Annotated in this window: 21 protein-coding genes; 6 read left to right on the top strand and 15 right to left on the bottom strand. The window is 40.5% G+C overall.

Translation table 11 applies throughout. The annotated features are described in order from the left end of the window. Positions 1-72 precede the first annotated feature (72 nt). The 8 genes from AB5213_RS02310 to AB5213_RS02275 all read right to left on the bottom strand — a co-directional run bounded on the left by AB5213_RS02310 (position 73) and on the right by AB5213_RS02275 (position 5651). Positions 73-555 carry a gamma-glutamylcyclotransferase family protein gene (locus AB5213_RS02310; RefSeq protein WP_006426989.1) on the bottom strand — a complete coding sequence of 161 codons (483 nt, stop codon included), beginning with the start codon at positions 553-555 and terminating at the stop codon, positions 73-75. A 12-nt stretch (positions 556-567) separates the two neighbouring features. Continuing rightward, the gene (locus AB5213_RS02305) at positions 568-1524 is read right to left on the bottom strand and encodes an amidoligase family protein (RefSeq protein WP_006426990.1); all 957 of its coding nucleotides are present in this window, start codon (positions 1522-1524) and stop codon (positions 568-570) included. Between the two features lie 2 nt (positions 1525-1526). Beyond that, positions 1527-2822 (bottom strand): DNA (cytosine-5-)-methyltransferase, encoded by a 1296-nt coding sequence (gene dcm, locus AB5213_RS02300; RefSeq protein WP_368276326.1) that lies wholly within the window; start codon positions 2820-2822, stop codon positions 1527-1529. 70 nt (positions 2823-2892) lie between these two features. Further along, the gene (locus AB5213_RS02295) at positions 2893-3444 is read right to left on the bottom strand and encodes a hypothetical protein (RefSeq protein WP_007884604.1); all 552 of its coding nucleotides are present in this window, start codon (positions 3442-3444) and stop codon (positions 2893-2895) included. 154 nt (positions 3445-3598) lie between these two features. Further along, complete coding sequence (locus tag AB5213_RS02290) at positions 3599-3889, bottom strand: hypothetical protein (RefSeq protein ID WP_006426993.1); 291 nt, start codon at positions 3887-3889, stop codon at positions 3599-3601. After that, a complete protein-coding gene (locus AB5213_RS02285) occupies positions 3886-4794 on the bottom strand; it encodes a ParM/StbA family protein (protein WP_044912250.1) in 909 nt (302 codons plus the stop codon). The genes AB5213_RS02290 and AB5213_RS02285 overlap by 4 nt, the downstream gene beginning before the upstream one ends. Positions 4795-4981: 187 nt before the next feature. Next, positions 4982-5314: a DUF5720 family protein gene (locus AB5213_RS02280; RefSeq protein ID WP_005341391.1), complete on the bottom strand. Its 333-nt coding sequence runs from the start codon at positions 5312-5314 to the stop codon at positions 4982-4984. Between the two features lie 40 nt (positions 5315-5354). Beyond that, complete coding sequence (locus tag AB5213_RS02275; protein WP_227084812.1) at positions 5355-5651, bottom strand: hypothetical protein; 297 nt, start codon at positions 5649-5651, stop codon at positions 5355-5357. Positions 5652-5876: 225 nt separating this feature from the next. On the opposite strand from AB5213_RS02275, the gene AB5213_RS02270 reads away from it, so the two are divergent. Continuing rightward, positions 5877-6113, top strand: a complete 237-nt coding sequence (locus AB5213_RS02270; RefSeq protein ID WP_005341369.1) for a helix-turn-helix domain-containing protein — start codon at positions 5877-5879, stop codon at positions 6111-6113. Positions 6114-6420: 307 nt separating this feature from the next. Here the strand turns inward: AB5213_RS02270 and AB5213_RS02265 are convergent, their stop codons facing one another. The 7 genes from AB5213_RS02265 to AB5213_RS02235 form a co-directional block, all read right to left on the bottom strand. Beyond that, the gene (locus tag AB5213_RS02265; RefSeq protein ID WP_368276275.1) at positions 6421-6900 is read right to left on the bottom strand and encodes a flavodoxin; all 480 of its coding nucleotides are present in this window, start codon (positions 6898-6900) and stop codon (positions 6421-6423) included. 45 nt (positions 6901-6945) lie between these two features. After that, a complete protein-coding gene (locus AB5213_RS02260) occupies positions 6946-7578 on the bottom strand; it encodes a flavodoxin family protein (protein WP_005362293.1) in 633 nt (210 codons plus the stop codon). Between the two features lie 18 nt (positions 7579-7596). Then, positions 7597-8484: an aldo/keto reductase gene (locus tag AB5213_RS02255; RefSeq protein WP_368276274.1), complete on the bottom strand. Its 888-nt coding sequence runs from the start codon at positions 8482-8484 to the stop codon at positions 7597-7599. 117 nt (positions 8485-8601) lie between these two features. Beyond that, the gene (locus AB5213_RS02250) at positions 8602-9528 is read right to left on the bottom strand and encodes a prolyl oligopeptidase family serine peptidase (protein WP_195635011.1); all 927 of its coding nucleotides are present in this window, start codon (positions 9526-9528) and stop codon (positions 8602-8604) included. Between the two features lie 17 nt (positions 9529-9545). Next, positions 9546-10238 (bottom strand): DUF4405 domain-containing protein, encoded by a 693-nt coding sequence (locus AB5213_RS02245; protein ID WP_015521528.1) that lies wholly within the window; start codon positions 10236-10238, stop codon positions 9546-9548. Between the two features lie 3 nt (positions 10239-10241). Next, a complete protein-coding gene (locus AB5213_RS02240) occupies positions 10242-10520 on the bottom strand; it encodes a hypothetical protein (RefSeq protein ID WP_195587167.1) in 279 nt (92 codons plus the stop codon). Between the two features lie 114 nt (positions 10521-10634). Further along, a complete protein-coding gene (locus AB5213_RS02235) occupies positions 10635-11525 on the bottom strand; it encodes a LysR family transcriptional regulator (RefSeq protein WP_195587166.1) in 891 nt (296 codons plus the stop codon). A gap of 237 nt (positions 11526-11762) precedes the next feature. Here AB5213_RS02235 and AB5213_RS02230 point away from each other — a divergent pair, with 237 nt between their 5' ends. The 5 genes from AB5213_RS02230 to mobQ all read left to right on the top strand — a co-directional run bounded on the left by AB5213_RS02230 (position 11763) and on the right by mobQ (position 15980). After that, the gene (locus AB5213_RS02230) at positions 11763-12146 is read left to right on the top strand and encodes an adenylate cyclase (protein WP_118413357.1); all 384 of its coding nucleotides are present in this window, start codon (positions 11763-11765) and stop codon (positions 12144-12146) included. Between the two features lie 24 nt (positions 12147-12170). Next, complete coding sequence (locus AB5213_RS02225; protein WP_015528529.1) at positions 12171-12887, top strand: replication initiator protein A; 717 nt, start codon at positions 12171-12173, stop codon at positions 12885-12887. Beyond that, complete coding sequence (locus AB5213_RS02220; protein ID WP_368276273.1) at positions 12884-13741, top strand: ATP-binding protein; 858 nt, start codon at positions 12884-12886, stop codon at positions 13739-13741. The genes AB5213_RS02225 and AB5213_RS02220 overlap by 4 nt, the downstream gene beginning before the upstream one ends. A gap of 170 nt (positions 13742-13911) precedes the next feature. Beyond that, on the top strand, positions 13912-14133 hold the full coding sequence (locus AB5213_RS02215; protein WP_054338036.1) for a DUF3847 domain-containing protein: 222 nt from the start codon (positions 13912-13914) through the stop codon (positions 14131-14133). Between the two features lie 137 nt (positions 14134-14270). Continuing rightward, positions 14271-15980: a MobQ family relaxase gene (gene mobQ, locus AB5213_RS02210; protein ID WP_195587165.1), complete on the top strand. Its 1710-nt coding sequence runs from the start codon at positions 14271-14273 to the stop codon at positions 15978-15980. Positions 15981-16064 lie beyond the last annotated feature (84 nt).

Raw genomic sequence — 16064 nt, 5'->3', positions numbered from 1 at the left:
TGCTTTTCCTTCCTATTATAAATAGATTTTTTCAGTAAAATACCGCAGAAGATGTTTCCTCTGCGGTACGTTTTATCTTGCATATCGATTTTTTTCTTTTTTTACTTCCTGTCTGGTACGTTTTACCGCTTCCATGACAGACTCCGTTGGAATCTGGTTATCCTTACATCCTTCCAGAATTCCATCCAGATAAAATTTCGATGGCTTTGCCGGAACATCTTTGTGCGGAGCGTTCATCATATATACAAACACTTCTTTCTCCACACCATCCTGATTTTTTACCCGAATCGATTCTTTCCCATAAAAACTTGGGAATCCTTCATAAAAATCCAGACTCTTCTCACACGCTTCTGTGATTTTCCATAAGACTCCTTCGACATAGCTTCCTTTTTCCGGCAGAACCGTTGCTACCCCATTGCCCGGAGCCCTTCCCCGAAATGCCAGCCGATAATTTTCAAGCCGGACGTTTTCCACAACTTCCGCAGCCGGACACCTGTACTTCATCTGCTCCAGATTCATGTTGCTGCCATAAGCGAAGTAATATCTATCTTTCATTTTTTCTCACCTCTATCTGACTCCTTCTGTCCTTTGATTTTTCTTCAGACACTCATACGTGCTTTTATCATATCTCCACGCAAGATCACCATCCAGATTTGCCAGCAGATGTTTTCGAACATTTTTATATTCGTCTCCAATTAACCCAAGTCTCAATAAAAATGTACGAAATGTAAATGCCGGGTTTTCTGATATCAGTGTCTTTTTCATCTGTGTCGATCTCTGATTGATTGCCTGTGCGGAAATGGCTAATGCCAGTGTAATATTTGCTCTCACCTTTCCTGCATGTAGTGTGCTTTCAAAACAACGCCATTCCAAAGTTCCCTTGGAAAACACAGCATGAAGATTCAGAGCATAATAACGGGTATGATCATAATGGGTATGACTTCCATCCCTGCCTCCATACCAGACATTTCTTACTCGGTCCATTGTGATTGATTTATTTGGTATTTTTCGGATTTTCTCCAATACCTCCGGTCGCACCCTCTGACAATAACTATTTGCTCTTCTCTCCTGCACTTTCAGTGCTTTGAACAGGATATCTTCCTTTGCATACATAATTGTCAGTGCATTTTTCAGACTCTGCGGTGTATGATTCGATGCATCTACATGAACATGCTGACCACAGGACTCATTTACAAAACCTCCATGCTGTCGCAGACATCGTACTACTTCCTGTAACTTTCCCATTTCATCATAGGATAATTTCGGTGATACCATTTCTGTTGAATATTCTCCACCTGCGTCTACAATTCGACCGTATACTTTCCGTTGTGTATAAATGCTCCCATCAGACATAAATTTCCACTTTTTTCCTTCCAGATCTATCACTGACCAGACTCCATAAGTAGTGCCGTCATAATATGCTTCTGTTCCAAACATTTCAGCAACAACTTCTGCAGCACGTTGTCTGGTAATCCCTGTCATTTCGATTTCTGTGCCAAAGTATTGGTCTTTTATTCCGATCATGCCTAATGGATTCCTTTCTCAGACACTTTCTGTGTGTTAAGTTCGGAGTCTGCCTTTTGTAACAATCTGCCAATTGCCTCGATAACATTGACAGTTACTCCGTTTCCAGCCTGTTTATAAAGCTGTGCGTCAGAAGTGCTGTCTATGATCTTATCAATCTGCCAGTCGTAATAACCCTGCAGTCGCAGACATTCCCTCGGAACTAACCTTCTTATTCTGCCGTGATACAAGATGCCATGACGATCGGTTGCAGTAATTGTAAACATCGGTTCTTCGGGTTCTTTCATACGTCTGCCGTTCTGACGAACATTCTCTTTTGCTGGTGTTAAGACTGCTCTTGCTCCATCCTCTGCTAATACACCAGAACATTCTCCTTTGTATTTGTGGACACCGCATTGTCTGGTATTCAGGCTTCTGCATTCTTCCGTTACCACCGGCGGAGGTGAAAGATCGACAAAGTGCAGCGTTCCCTGTTGAGCACCTGTTGTCAGGGTATGTGCGATCTGGTGTCCGACTCTTCCTCTCCTGCTGTTGAGATTCGCATAACCCAGATCGATGCTGTCCCCTTCTCTTGCAAGTTTGTAGCCGAGCTTTGTATTCTCTTTGATTGGAACACCTACATCATATAATCCTGTCTTGCCGCCCATTCCACCTGCCTGTGATGTCAGGGTACAGCTTAGTCCTTTGGGACTGTAGACTCTTTTCCCCTGACTTCCTGCCCGGACTTGAACAAGAGCTGCTCCATTTGTTTCTGGTTCAGGTAATACTTTTCCGGCACATCGGAAATCAAAATATCCGACAATATACACCCGTTTTCTTGCTTGGGGGACTCCGAAATCCTTGCTGTTAAGCACTTTCCATTCGACATGGTACCCCAGTTCAGAAAGCGTACTGAGGATGGTCCAAAACGTCCGGCCTTTGTCATGCGATAACAAACCGGGAACATTTTCAAGGATAAAATACGAGGGTCTTTTAGCTTCAAGAATCCGGGCAATTTCAAAAAAGAGAGTTCCTCTTGCATCTGCAAATCCTTCTCGCTTTCCGGCGATAGAGAATGCCTGGCAAGGAAATCCTGCACAGAGTAAATCAAAATCTGGCATTCGTTCTGGTTCGATTGTTCTTGCGTCATTACAATACCACTCCCCTTCCGTATCAAACAGCAATCGGTAGTTCTTATCCGCATAAGTATCCACCTCACAATGTCCGACACAGACAAAGTTTCCTGCCCGTCTTAAGCCTTCACGGAATCCCCCGATTCCGCTAAAGAGATCAAAAAATTGAATGGTTGCGGCTATCAACCTCCTTTTTGCTGATAAAAACAGGCGGCATGATCTCTCATACCGCCCTTCGTTATTCTGTATCAATTGGTTACCATTCTGTTGGTTCTTCTGCTTTGGATTCTTCCGGATCAGTCTCTCCTTCTGGTTCAGTTTCCTCTTCCGGTTCACTTTCCCCTTCTGGTTTGTTTTCCTCTTTCGGTTCACTTTCTCCATCCGGTTCGGCTTCCTCTTCTGGTTCACTTTCCCTTTCCGGCTCAGTTCTTTCTTCCGGTTGAGTTTCTTCTGTTCCCAATTCTCCAGTTGTCTGTTCGGATTCTTCAGGCTGCTCTTTGCTTTGCCATTCGACCTCTACCTTTTCCAGTGCTTCTTCTATAATCTGAATTAAGAAGTCTTTCTGTTTCATGTGTTTCTTTCCGATGACTACTTTTAATCTCTGGAATAATTCCTCTGATACCTGTACTGCTACTGTTCTTACTGCTCCCATGCTTATTTCTCCTTTTCCTTCCACTCTGTTGAAATGTTCTTCAATGACCTGTTGTAAAAATTTTTGTGTGCTGCTTTCTGTGAGTTCAATCTCTTCTCTTACTTTCTCATGTAAGTCCATCGGGATCTTTCCGCAGATATTTTTCATCTCTGCCATAACCTTTCTCCTTTCACTTTTGCTACACACAACATACTCCAAAGCCGCATGGAAAGCTATTCACAATACCCACCAAAGATATCGATGCATTTCTTGCCTTACCCCTAGCAGATCCAACAATGTATGTATCGTGCAATCATAGGCCTCACCCCCTTTACAAATTTTCCATTTGAGATAGAAAATCCATCATCTGATCTGGTATTTCTTCCGATGATGGTTTCGTTTTCAATTGTTCCGTAGTGCCACATATTCCTAATTCCCGAACACTTTCTTTTATCGTCTTTTGAATGACTTCTTCCATCCATTTCCGATCCTCTTTTTCCAGAATTGCCTGAACCAGATACTGGCTTTTCTGCCCTTCTGGAACACTTTGAAATTTCTCCCATGCCCTCTGGTGTTCTGGATTTTTCAGGTTCGGGCGGAACGAATATACCGGGCGTGTCATCTCGTCCACATCTGCTCTACAATCCGTTCATACCCTGTTGCGTTGGCATGGACGTCCTCTATAAAAACGGGGCGGCAAATCGCGTCCTGTGCGGTCACGTGGCGTTTTAAAATTGCGGAGCCCCCCCCCATAAATACGGTGGGTACTGCCCGGAGATCAAACCCGGATTCTGTCACCGCAGACAGTATTCTTTCTATATATTTCCGTCCGTTTTCCTGTATGATCCGTCTGGCCTCCTCTGCCATACTGCAAGATTCCCTCCGAAGCACACGCTCAATTTGAGTTTCTGTCACAGACAGTCCGGTATTTCTACGCACTTGTTCTGCTGTCTCATCAATACATCGGATTACTCCAAGTTCCAGACTTCTGCACGTTGCTGCATTCGGAACAGCATTGTCCAGCCTCATAAGGTCAACGGTCCAGCCACCAATATCAACAAGCAGAACAGACGGTTCATTCTTCAGATACTCTGGATGCAGAGCAAGCGCAGAGTATCCCTGTGGGAACAGTTTCACATCTTTTATTGTTATCTCATATAACTCACTTTCATATAAAAATCGCACTGGCTGCTCTTTCCGCAACAGATACTCCCTGAATCCCTGTTTCTCTCTTCCAAAACTTGAAAGCGGAAGTCCAACAGCCAGAATTACCTCTGTCTTTCGTTCCGCTTTCCGATGCTTGATTTCTTCTGCAATGGCTGCCAACGTCAGCAGATAATAATTATCATTGGACGTTTTATTTTTTACCAGCGTCTGTCTTCCCGTACCGCAGACATAATACTTTCCTTGATATTGCAGAACATTCTGCATGGTATACGGCTCGTAATCATACCCAATAATTCCACTTGGGAAAGACACTTGTCTTGTTTTAATGGCATAATAGCCATGATCAATTCCTATGATTATCGCAATCACATCCTTTCATTTTTTCTGTTTAACGTAAGGTCAAAAATGTTGTCACTGCTGCAACGGATCGTTGCAAAAGTGCCATTCGTGAACACTTTTCTATGTTCCAGCGTCCCAAAACCTGCGGAAAATCTGGTTTTTTTATACCACTATCGCCAGAGGAACACTACTGTTCCTTCCCAGCCGGTTATAAAAGATCCCTCTCCCGGCGGCGGTCCAGCCTGTCCGGGGGAGGGATATATCGCAAGTTTCCTTTTTGAACAATTGCCTGTCTTTTTATTTTTATGAGATGTTTTTCCTGCTTTTGTAAAATGGGAAGATACTCCGGTTCTGTCAAAAACTTCCGTATATAATTGCCCTTTTTTCCCAGCTTGTTATCATTTTTCAGCAGTTCTATTTCTACCATGTAATGGGTATCTGGATGAAATCTCTTCTCACACAAAATGCTGTCCCCTTTTATATAATCAGATTTAGCCGATTCTCTTGCTGCCGCCAAGAGTTCATAAATACTTACTTCCACCTCTTATCACCTCCCAAAAGACCAGAAAAAAGCAGACCTCTTAATCGAAGTCTGCTCCTGTCGGATATGGTAATCCTCTTTCTTCATATTTTTTATCGATATAATTTCGAATCCATTCCCTGTATTCTTCCGTTAATGCCAGTTCCTGAAATTCTAACAACCACTTTTCCCCTTTTGCTTCGTCATCAAGCCATCGATCTTCTATGCACTCCGGCTCATCTAACATTTTCATCATCGCTTCAAATGGCTCTTTTACATCATCACCAAATTCTTTCCATAAGGCGATTCCATAGTTCTCCAGTTCAAAAAATTCTGTCAGATATGTCAATCGTTCCATATCCCCCAATGTCATTCTTTTTTCACCTGACAATAATGCTCGATCTCTTTTGCCACATAGATTTAAAAATTTTCTCTTTTCCATCTCCACATCCATTATACTTTTACCTCTTCCTGTTAAAAATAATTCCTTATTACGAAACATTATAAAATTTAAATTCTTTAGAATCAATATATATATTTCTGTATTACGAATCTTTTTATTTTATAAGGGGAGTTCATCATTATGCAAAAGATTAGACCAGATATGGATATTGGTAAAAATATCCAAGCAATTCGATATAAAAACAATATGACTCAAGACCAAGTAGTTGCAAAATTAAATCTTATGGGTATCTCCATCACCAAAAGTACCTATGCCAAACTGGAAACAAATCGCATGAACATTAAGGCATCTGAATTAGTTGCACTTGCAAAACTCTTTCATACCGATATCAATGCTTTCTTTTCCGGCTTGCTATAGTTCGACATTCCCCGACTCCCTGTGTATATAATAGCATATTAAAAATAAGAACCAGTCTATATTCTTATCGGATATAAACCAGTTCTTTTTTCTTATCAAATAATATAAAAGTGACAGGGAATTCAGATTCTTATCTTCTGTCACTCATGTAATTATTATTCTATTTTAAATTTAATGAATTTACCCATTCTTGAATTTCTTTTTCAATGTTATTTTCTATATAAACGTCATACACATTTTTCCACATTATCTGTGTATACTGTTATTTTCAACCCCATAATTATAACTTGGTACACGCTATACACTACTATAAACTGTACTCCATTTTAGGATAGCCAATGTATACCGTATCATATGAATCCCAGTTATCAACTGTTGTAGATACCAGTTCCACATCTCTTAAGCTCTCATCATCATGTTCTCTTGACACCCGGCTGTCATCATCTGTCCAGTCAAGGTCATCATCTGTATATGGCTCCACAGGCTCTACTTCAAACAGATCTGCCTCTGTAATTTTTGCTATCTTTTCAGCAACATCTTTTGTATTTCCTGAAGCTGAATAATATACAACCAATGTTTTTCCATTTCCTGTTGATGTATTTTCTGTTGTATCTGTAGTGTTTTCGGAATTTGTATCCGCTTCTTCATTCCCAGACTGGTTTGTACTTGTAGACTGGCTGTCATTATTAGAAGCAGACTGGTTGGTATTGCTTGCTCCACATCCTGCCATCAAACCGATTGCCACGATGCATGTTAAGAGTACTGCTGCTATTTTCTTTGTTTTCATTCTAAGGTCACCTCCTGTCGTATAAAATGTTTGTCACGCTAATTTCTATCGGATGAAATTGGTAAATACAAAATCCGGTGCCTTTGGCATTTCAATTCCCATTTTTGTCGCAACATTTTTACAGTTAATGAAATATGCCATATTGTTTCCAAGGATCTGCATAACCTGCATTCCTTCGAGATCCTGTTTTACTTCATCCAGATTCGTCCCATGTACCATATTCCAATATCTCGATGTGATAATCGGCATCTGCATCAGACCAAAATATTTATTTACCTGATCCCATGTGGCCGTTGTTCCGGCCCTTCTTGCTGAAATTACCACAGCGGCAGGTTTCAGGCGGAATCTGTCGCCGCCACCGTTTAAATCGGCATAAAAGACTCTGTCCATAAAGGATGTGATTGCACCGCCTGCACCACCCCAGTGTACCGGAGTTCCAAATACGAATCCGTCATAATCTCCTGCTATTTCCAGAAATTCATTCACGATATCATCCAGGATGCATTTATTTTTTTCCTGACATTTTCTGCAGGCAATACATCCTGAAATCGGCTTGTTTCCAATCCAAAAAATATCTGTACTTATGCCATTTTCATTTAATGCACTGGATACTTCACAAAGAGCTGTATAAGTACAGCCATTTTTGTGTGGACTGCCATTGACAAGTAATACTTTCATTGATTTTTCCTCTTATGCTTACCAGTTCTTTTTTTCTTTTGAACTGTCATTATTCTTTTTTCTTTCCTCAACCATTTTCACGAACCATTCCACCATATTCGGATCCTGATGCGAGAAGAAGGAGCTTGTCTTCTTATCCAGTTCTGCAATAGTCTTCATATCTTCATCAGAAAGTGTGAAATCAAAAACATTAAAGTTTTCTTCCATTCTCTCAATGTGTGTTGATTTCGGAATAACCACTACCCCTCTCTGAATATGCCAGCGAAGCATAACCTGTGCCGGAGTCTTCTGATATTTTTCTGCAATCTCTGCGATGATAGGATTCTCAAAGGTGCCTCCTCTGCCCTCACCGAATGGTGCCCATGCTTCTAACCGGATGTCATATTTGTCTGCCCATTCCTTCATCTCTTTCTGCTGATTGAAGATGTGGGTTTCCACCTGATTTACCATAGGTTTAATGCGGTTGAAGGATGCAAAATCAACCATTCTGTCTACATAAAAGTTGGAAATTCCGATTGCTCTGATTTTTCCCTCATCGTACAGATCTTCCAATGCATGGTAAGCACCGTAAGCATCTGAAAATGGCTGGTGAAGCAATACCAGATCCAGATAATCTGTCTTTAACTTTTTCATGGATTCAAGAACTGATTTCTTTGCTTCTTCATATCCATAATGTTCAACCCACACCTTTGTTGTAAGGAAGATTTCTTCTCTTGGAATGCCTGACTTTTGGATTGCATTCCCAACCTCTTCCTCATTAAAATAACTCTGTGCTGTATCAATCGCCCGGTATCCAACTTTTAAAGCATCAAGCACACATCTTTCACATTCCTCTTTTGTTACCTGATATACGCCATATCCCAGTATTGGCATTTTTACACCATTATTTAATGAAATATATTCCATTGTCGTATCCTCCTTGTTTTCTTTCATTCATCTTACATTCATACTATAATACTGATAGATTCCTTTGAGAAGTTTCGATAAGTTTTTCAGTCTTAACCTTTCGGTTTATTCTGGTTCTTACTGATTGAACAGCCATCCCATAATTTCTTTGTCACGACAAAACAGATAGCCACCGCCATGCTGATAAGTGACCGGTGTTCCTTCAAAGTAATCTTTATCTTTTACATCCAGTACCACCAGTTTATCAATCTCTGATTCCGATAATCCCTGTTCTTTGTAAAGCTCATGTATCTGCTGGTATGCCTCTTTAAAAGGTTCTGATCCATAGTATTCGTCGCTTTCGCCAATCACAAAATATACCGGCGTTTTTATCTCCACAACCGGCTCATATGCACCATCCCACTGAGAGCTGCACATAAGTGCCGCTGTATATAATTCCGGCTGCTTTGCCAATACCAGTGACAGGGTTTCTCCTCCTCCGGAATAACCATTAATATATACTTTCGATGGATTAATAATATAATGCGTCAGAAAATACTGTGTCAGTTCAATTGTCTGATCTGCTGATGTCTGTCCCCAGTCATTTAACTGTGGAGCTACAATAATCATATCGGTAATATACTTCTGTGCTTCAAATCCAAAATCTTCTGTCCGGATATTTTCTCCCACGCCCTGAAAATATAATCCCTGATATCCGGGTAATGTTACATATAGTGCATATTCCTTTGTCCCGTCATATGCATCCGGAATATATACATTGTAATGAATGTCCCCTTCATTTGGAGAATGAAGAACATTATCCAGGAGGAAGCCCCGGTATTCTTCGCTTCCCGGCGTAACATTTTCCAATTCATCTCCGGATGTATTTTTTTCTGTATTTTCTTTTTTCTCATTTGTCTTCTGCTGTACGGTCTGTACCTGGTTTATTGTTTGTTGATTCTTCTTTTCATCCTTGCCAGGTTTTGAAAAGTAGATATATACCATGATTACCATTGCTAAAATAACAACTCCAATAATTGTAAGTACTAATTTCCGCTTTTCCATAAATACACCACCTTCTTTCAGTATGAACCTTTTCGTTTTCTCTTACCTGTTTTCTTTAGAAACACTCCACTATAATATCCAATAAATGCAATCAATATCATTACTGCCAGATAATCCAGCAGAAAAGGAAAGATCCCCTTTTCATAATCATAAAATACAAAATGCATCCTCATAATCAGATAATCTCCTATCTGTCTCCTGTAAAATGCATATAAACCATAACCTGCAATTGTGGTTGCGACAGATCTTGCTGCCCATGTTCTGATGACGGATGGATGTTCCCATAATCGTCCTGCCATTGCTACCGCTATATTCCAATGAAATCCGAGATGTAATGACATCACCACCAGTCCCCAGTATGCGCAAAACATATGTATCTGTCTGGCTGTCATATATGTTCCGGAAATCTTTATCCATTTAAATATGTGATTTGACAATAATATTCCACTTATCATGGAACCCATTATAAGAATAAGCATGATGATAACCAGTACTGTCTGTATCACTCTGAACGCATTATATTTTCCTTTCCTTACAGAGGTCACCCATTTATGATTCAGTATGTGATGTGAAATAAAAAGCACAAGCATCGCCATACCAATCCACTCATGTGCAGTCTCGCTGAGCAGACTATATGGCATAAGAAGAAGCAAACATATCGTCATTCCTATATCTATCAATATTTTTGCTGTAAATCGTTTATTTTTCATATCCTACCTCTTATCTAAAGCATTCATATTGTCTTCCCAGAAAGATATTGCACGATCAATCCATCCTTCTGCTACAGTCCCCTCTCCCAATCCAAATCCATGAGAAAGGCCTTTAAATACTTCTATTTTTGTATTTGGGCCATTTTGTTGTATCTGGGAAATATATTTTTCCATACTTCTGTATGATGCAATTCCGTCACTTGTTCCGACACAGGCATAGGTTGGCGTGAACATGATAACAGTCATGATGATTCCTCCAAGAGCTATCCTCTTTATCTGCATATAGTATCCTCCATTTTCACTTCAGCTAAAGTATAACAAAACGAGACTCCATTAGAAGTCTCGTTTTGTTATTCAGTATTAACCTTTAGGTTTCTACTCGCATGTATTCAATTTTTATTTTACCTTGTTAATAGCATTTATCAGCCGCTTAACCTTAATGGACGGTTTTTTCGAATGAAGAATTCCAAACGGCATAGTATAATCCCACTCTACTGGAATGATTCTGATCAGTGGATGAACACTTTCCCAGCTCTTGAATGCCAGTAATACCTCATTATTGTTTTCGCATCGGTTAAATGCTTCTACATTGTACAGATTAAAGTCTACAATATTGATTTCAGGATGATTTTTCATCATATCATCCCTTAGCATATCGCCATAATAACTCCATCCTCTTCGCATGAGCATAAGATTTTCTCCAGCCAGATCATCAAGTGTAATTTTTTCTTTTTTTGCCAGCCTGTGATGAATTGATACCGCCACACAAAATGGTTCTCTTGAAATCTCAGTGCCATCACAGCCTCTGAGTTCAAGCATTGTTTCATCAAAGATTCCAGCTATCACATCAATATTCTTTCCCATATTAGCCAGTATCTCTCTTGCATTCTCTGGTGTATTTTCAAATGTAATCAATTTAAACTTCATCGCCGGATATATTTTCTGTATCTTAGGCCAAAGTTCCACAAAAACTTCCGGTGGCGTCATCGGAGATATTCCAACACGAATGATTTCTTCATTATGATTCATTGCTTCCTGCGCCCGTATCAACGATTCTTTTGAATATTGAATCAGATATTTTGCATCCTGATAGAGCGATTTACCAGCTTCCGTAATAATAAGACCTCTGTGTGTTCTTTCAAATAATTGCAAATTTAAGCTGTTTTCCAAAGAATTTATCTGTTTAATAACCGCAGGTGCACTTATATATAATTCTTCTGCCGCTTTACTAAAACTTCCAGCTTCTACAACGCAGATAAATGTATCAAGTTGTGGATTATACATCATGTAATTCACTCCTTTGTTCTTATATACACGTTAGCAATAACGTTTTTTATTTCTATTGGCTTAACACTTGATATTATACTTCAACTCAAAAAATATTGCATCTTTTTCTCAATTCCAACTCAATTTCCCCTCAATGTCTTTTTCCTCTGATTTTCGTATGCTTATCTCACAGCAAAGCAGTACCACACCGGTACAACCTGCTGAATCAATCAATACGATAAAAGGAGGGGATAAACCATGCAGAACAATATCCGCAACACAAACCTACGCTTTAATCTGGACAAAGAACAGCAGCGGAGAGCCTGGGAATATTTACAGACGATGGACAGGCAGGATTTTAAATCTTACAGTCAGGTAATCTCTCTTGCACTGGTAGATTATTTTGACCGCTACTACCGCACACAGGCTGATCCTTATCTGGAAACAAGAGAGCGGGAAGAACTTTTTGTGAAACAAATTGTAGATGCAGTGGAATACAGCCTGAAACAGTCATTGCCACTTTTTCTTTCCGGACTGACTGCAGGCATGGTGCAAAGGGAGCCCCAAATCAGGGCGTCCTTTCCAGCACCTGAAAATTCACAGCCAGATAGTGATGTAGACTGGGATTTTCTTGGAGAATAAACCCTTTTGATTGGAGGTGAACACATGACTGACTTTCTGACAGCAGACACCAACCTGCCATCTTATATGATGTTTCCCCGTTTCCTTCTGGACATGGAAATAAACGAAACTGCCAAAATGCTTTATATTATCCTGCTCGACCGGGCAAGGCTTTCCCAGAAAAATGAGGGCTGGTCAGATACAGACGGTCATGTGTTCATTTACTTTACGATTGAAGCACTGGCAGAAGTTCTCCACAAAAGCCAGATGACGGTTAAAACTGCTCTGGCAGTACTGGAAAAACAGGAGCTTATCTTCCGAAAACGGCAGGGTCCCGGACAGCCCAATCGGATTTATGTAAAACTCCCAAAAGAAACCATCCACTATACAGACAGATTTCTTTCCCTAAGACAGACAGAAAACTGTCCTATTGACAGACAAGATTCTTTCCCTGATACAGACAGAAAACTGTCTGGTAATAAGAAAGAGATAAAAAAGAACAATTTAGCAATAAGAGGGAGTAAGGAGCCACTCTCACCCTATGGAAAATTTCAAAATGTTTTTCTGTCAGAGAAAGAGCTGGAAGATATCCGGCAGACAATCCCTGACTGGAAGGATTATATTGAACGCTTATCCGGTTATATGGCTTCTACCGGAAAGCAATATCAGAACCACGCAGCTACCATCATCAGTTGGGCAAGACAGGATCATCCTGCTTCCCGGCAACGAAATTACGAAAGTGAGGAATACGAAACATTATGACAAAATTTATAGAAAAACCAACAGCTATAACCCCAAACAGAGAGCTTCAGTCTGATGAATATTTTAACGAAACAGACCACCTGATCTACTGTTCTAAATGCAATACGCCAAGGCAATGCAGGCATAAATTACAGGGAAAGGTTCTTATTCCTTCCATCCGCTGTAAATGCCAGCAGGAAATCTTTGAGCAGGAAGAAGCCCAGAGAAAACTTCATGAAAAACAAATGGAAATAGAGCATCTTAAAACCAGCGGCTTACAGGACAAAGCACTCTATGACTACACTTTTGCCAGGGATAACGGCATCAATCCGGAAATAAAACTGGCACACAATTATGTAAGCAACTGGGAAGAGATGAAAGCAAACGCTTCCGGACTTCTCATCTGGGGTGATGTCGGTACTGGAAAATCTTTTTTTGCAGGCTGCATTGCCAATGCCCTTCTGGAAAAAGGCGTTCCTGTACTGATGACCAACTTTTCCCGGATTCTGAATACCCTTACCGGAATGCATTTTGAAGACAGAAACCAGTTCATCAACAGCTTAAACCGCTACAGTCTTCTGATTATTGATGATCTCGGAATTGAGCGGAACTCTGACTTTGCACTGGAACAGGTATTCAATGTGATAGACAGTCGTTACCGCAGTAAAAAGCCCCTGATCATAACGACTAATCTCACTTTATCAGAGCTGAATAACGCCGCTGATATCGCACACAAACGAATTTATGACCGTATTCTGGAGAGATGTATTCCTGTCCGTATCAATAACCGGAATATCCGTCAGGACAATGCAACAGCTAATTTAAAACAGGCAAAAAAAATCCTGTTGAACAATCATGCTCCGAACCAGAATTGACTCGAAAAAGTATAACACAATGATTACTTTTCACTGACAGTGGTACTACTTTCTTTCCTCATTTATTACCGGAAATATGTCACTGTCAGTTATCTAAAACCATAGTACCAAACCAAAAGATTTTAAAACCAAAACTGCCCGGATACGGGCATAAAAAGGAGGTGCCAGATATGGCAGATAAAAAAATCATGACACCGGAAGAAAAAGCACTTTTACAGGCAAAACACCGCCAGGAAGAAGCCGAAGCAAGAAATCGCAAAAAAGAACGTGATGCCAGAACACACAGGTTAGTCCAGGAAGGAGCAATTCTGGAAAGTATTGTTCCCCATATTAAAGAAATGGATTTAGATTCCCTGAAACGGGAGCTGATGATCCGGCTACGGGGAATGTAAACGCACAAGTTCTACTCCCGAAGGGCGCACTTACTCACCACCTGATAAATCAGGCAGTGGTATCCCCTTCGGGGCTCGTGCGCTCTGCCGAGGGCTTTATCCGCTGTTGCAAGCAACATCGAAAGGAGGTGCCAGATATGGCAATTTATCATATGCAAGCCAAAGTCGTCAGCCGTGGTTCCGGTCGATCTGCTGTTGCTGCTTCTGCTTATATGAGCTGTAGCCGCATGTACAATGATTATGACGGCATCCAGCATGACTATACCAGAAAGCAGGGGCTGATCTATCAGGAGGTGATGCTTCCTCCAATGGCTCCATTGGAATGGAATGACCGGGAACAACTCTGGAATGCTGTGGAAGAAAACGAAAAGACCAAAGACAGCCGACTTGCAAGAGAATTTGTTGTCGCACTCCCCGTTGAGTTGGATAAAGACAGCAATATTTCTCTTCTTCAAGATTTTATTAAAAAGAATTTTGTAGATATGGGGATGTGTGCTGATTTTGCCATTCACAATACAGATGGTCACAATCCCCATGCACACATTCTTCTTACTGTCCGACCACTAAATGAAAATGGAACATGGCAGTATAAAACCGAAAAAGAATATCTCTGTATCAAAGATGGAGAAGAAAAAGGATTTACTGCTTCTGAATTTAAAACTGCTCAGAAACAGGGATGGGAAAAGCAATATCGCTATAAAGTTGGGAAAAAGAAAGAATATCTGACTTCCTCTGTTGCACAGGAAAAAGGATATGAACGGAATGATAAACACCCCAAGAGCAGCCGATATGGCAGACAGAATCCTATTTCCGAACAATGGAACAGTGATGAACAACTTTGCATCTGGCGGGCAAACTGGGCAGATGCCGTAAATAAAATGCTTGCACGTAATCAGATAAATGCTACCATTAATCACCGCAGCTTTGCAGATCAGGGAATCACCGAACAGCCAACCATCCATGAAGGCTACATTGCCCAGAATATGGAAAAGAAAGGCATGATAGCAGACCGCTGTGAAATCAACCGTCAGATTCGTGCGGATAACAAAATGCTCCGAGAATTAAAAGCAAAGGTAGCAAAACTGGCTGAAGCTGTAGAAAAGTCTATTCCAATAATAGCTGAAACGTTAGAAGCGATCCGCAATCATATGATTTTTACACAGTATCATTTACTTCATAATAAGATGCAAAAAGAAGTGATCCATGACTGGATGAATCATTTTAATCCAATACTGAATAAATACAACACAGTTAAAAAGGAACTCAAAGCTAAAGTTACGGAACGGAAAGAACTGAATGTGCAAAAGGATAAAACCAGTATTTTGAATCCCATCCGGCATATAAAATTAAATCAGCAGCTTACCACTATTACCGAAGAAATCGAAGAACTGAAATCAAGGAAAGAGCAGCTAATCTTCCAGGTAGAATGCTCTACCGATAAAGATATGGCGAATCTATCCAAAAAATATGACCAGATGAATAAAAATCTGGATATCCTGGATTCTCAGGACATCTCGCTCAAAAAACAGCTTGAAAAAGATGCCGCCGCTTTCCGGGAAGAAAAATTTCGTCCTGAACCAGAACAATACACGGAATTGCTGGATACCAGAATCAAGATACGTCCTGATTTTCGGGATAAGCTGATTGAACAACTCAAAGGTACTTTCGGTAAATATTACGATTATCACCGTCGTGATATTGCAGCCAATGAGGTGGATTATCTCAATGTGGAGGATCCTGATGTTTTCTCCCATCGTGCATGGGAACTTGAATATCAAAGGAAACAGGAAATACGGCGAAATCAGCCTGCTCGGACTAAGAAAAGGTCGTATGATATGGAATTATAATTTGGTTCTTCTTTGACCTCTTATAAACACAAGAGCTGAACAAATAGGAGTTTTCGTCCTATCTGTTCAGCTCTTTGTTTACTT

The organism is Coprococcus sp. RTP21204st1_G4_RTP21204_210225 (genome assembly GCF_040915385.1).
GTDB lineage: Bacteria > Bacillota > Clostridia > Lachnospirales > Lachnospiraceae > Allocoprococcus > Allocoprococcus comes.
This window is presented reverse-complemented; position numbering and strand designations above follow the sequence as displayed.

Bases quoted from the DNA above. Each gene is read 5' to 3' on its own strand.
- AB5213_RS02215 (WP_054338036.1), top strand. From the start codon at position 13,912: ATGGCAGATAAAAAAATCATGACACCGGAAGAAAAAGCACTTTTACAG.
- AB5213_RS02260 (WP_005362293.1), bottom strand. From the start codon at position 7,578: ATGAAAGTATTACTTGTCAATGGCAGTCCACACAAAAATGGCTGTACT.
- AB5213_RS02240 (WP_195587167.1), bottom strand. From the start codon at position 10,520: ATGCAGATAAAGAGGATAGCTCTTGGAGGAATCATCATGACTGTTATC.
- mobQ (WP_195587165.1), top strand. From the start codon at position 14,271: ATGGCAATTTATCATATGCAAGCCAAAGTCGTCAGCCGTGGTTCCGGT.
- AB5213_RS02220 (WP_368276273.1), top strand. From the start codon at position 12,884: ATGACAAAATTTATAGAAAAACCAACAGCTATAACCCCAAACAGAGAG.
- AB5213_RS02225 (WP_015528529.1), top strand. From the start codon at position 12,171: ATGACTGACTTTCTGACAGCAGACACCAACCTGCCATCTTATATGATG.
- AB5213_RS02255 (WP_368276274.1), bottom strand. From the start codon at position 8,484: ATGGAATATATTTCATTAAATAATGGTGTAAAAATGCCAATACTGGGA.
- AB5213_RS02250 (WP_195635011.1), bottom strand. From the start codon at position 9,528: ATGGAAAAGCGGAAATTAGTACTTACAATTATTGGAGTTGTTATTTTA.
- AB5213_RS02245 (WP_015521528.1), bottom strand. From the start codon at position 10,238: ATGAAAAATAAACGATTTACAGCAAAAATATTGATAGATATAGGAATG.
- AB5213_RS02235 (WP_195587166.1), bottom strand. From the start codon at position 11,525: ATGATGTATAATCCACAACTTGATACATTTATCTGCGTTGTAGAAGCT.
- AB5213_RS02275 (WP_227084812.1), bottom strand. From the start codon at position 5,651: ATGGAACGATTGACATATCTGACAGAATTTTTTGAACTGGAGAACTAT.
- AB5213_RS02295 (WP_007884604.1), bottom strand. From the start codon at position 3,444: ATGGCAGAGATGAAAAATATCTGCGGAAAGATCCCGATGGACTTACAT.
- AB5213_RS02310 (WP_006426989.1), bottom strand. From the start codon at position 555: ATGAAAGATAGATATTACTTCGCTTATGGCAGCAACATGAATCTGGAG.
- AB5213_RS02230 (WP_118413357.1), top strand. From the start codon at position 11,763: ATGCAGAACAATATCCGCAACACAAACCTACGCTTTAATCTGGACAAA.
- AB5213_RS02270 (WP_005341369.1), top strand. From the start codon at position 5,877: ATGCAAAAGATTAGACCAGATATGGATATTGGTAAAAATATCCAAGCA.
- AB5213_RS02265 (WP_368276275.1), bottom strand. From the start codon at position 6,900: ATGAAAACAAAGAAAATAGCAGCAGTACTCTTAACATGCATCGTGGCA.
- AB5213_RS02290 (WP_006426993.1), bottom strand. From the start codon at position 3,889: ATGACACGCCCGGTATATTCGTTCCGCCCGAACCTGAAAAATCCAGAA.
- AB5213_RS02305 (WP_006426990.1), bottom strand. From the start codon at position 1,524: ATGATCGGAATAAAAGACCAATACTTTGGCACAGAAATCGAAATGACA.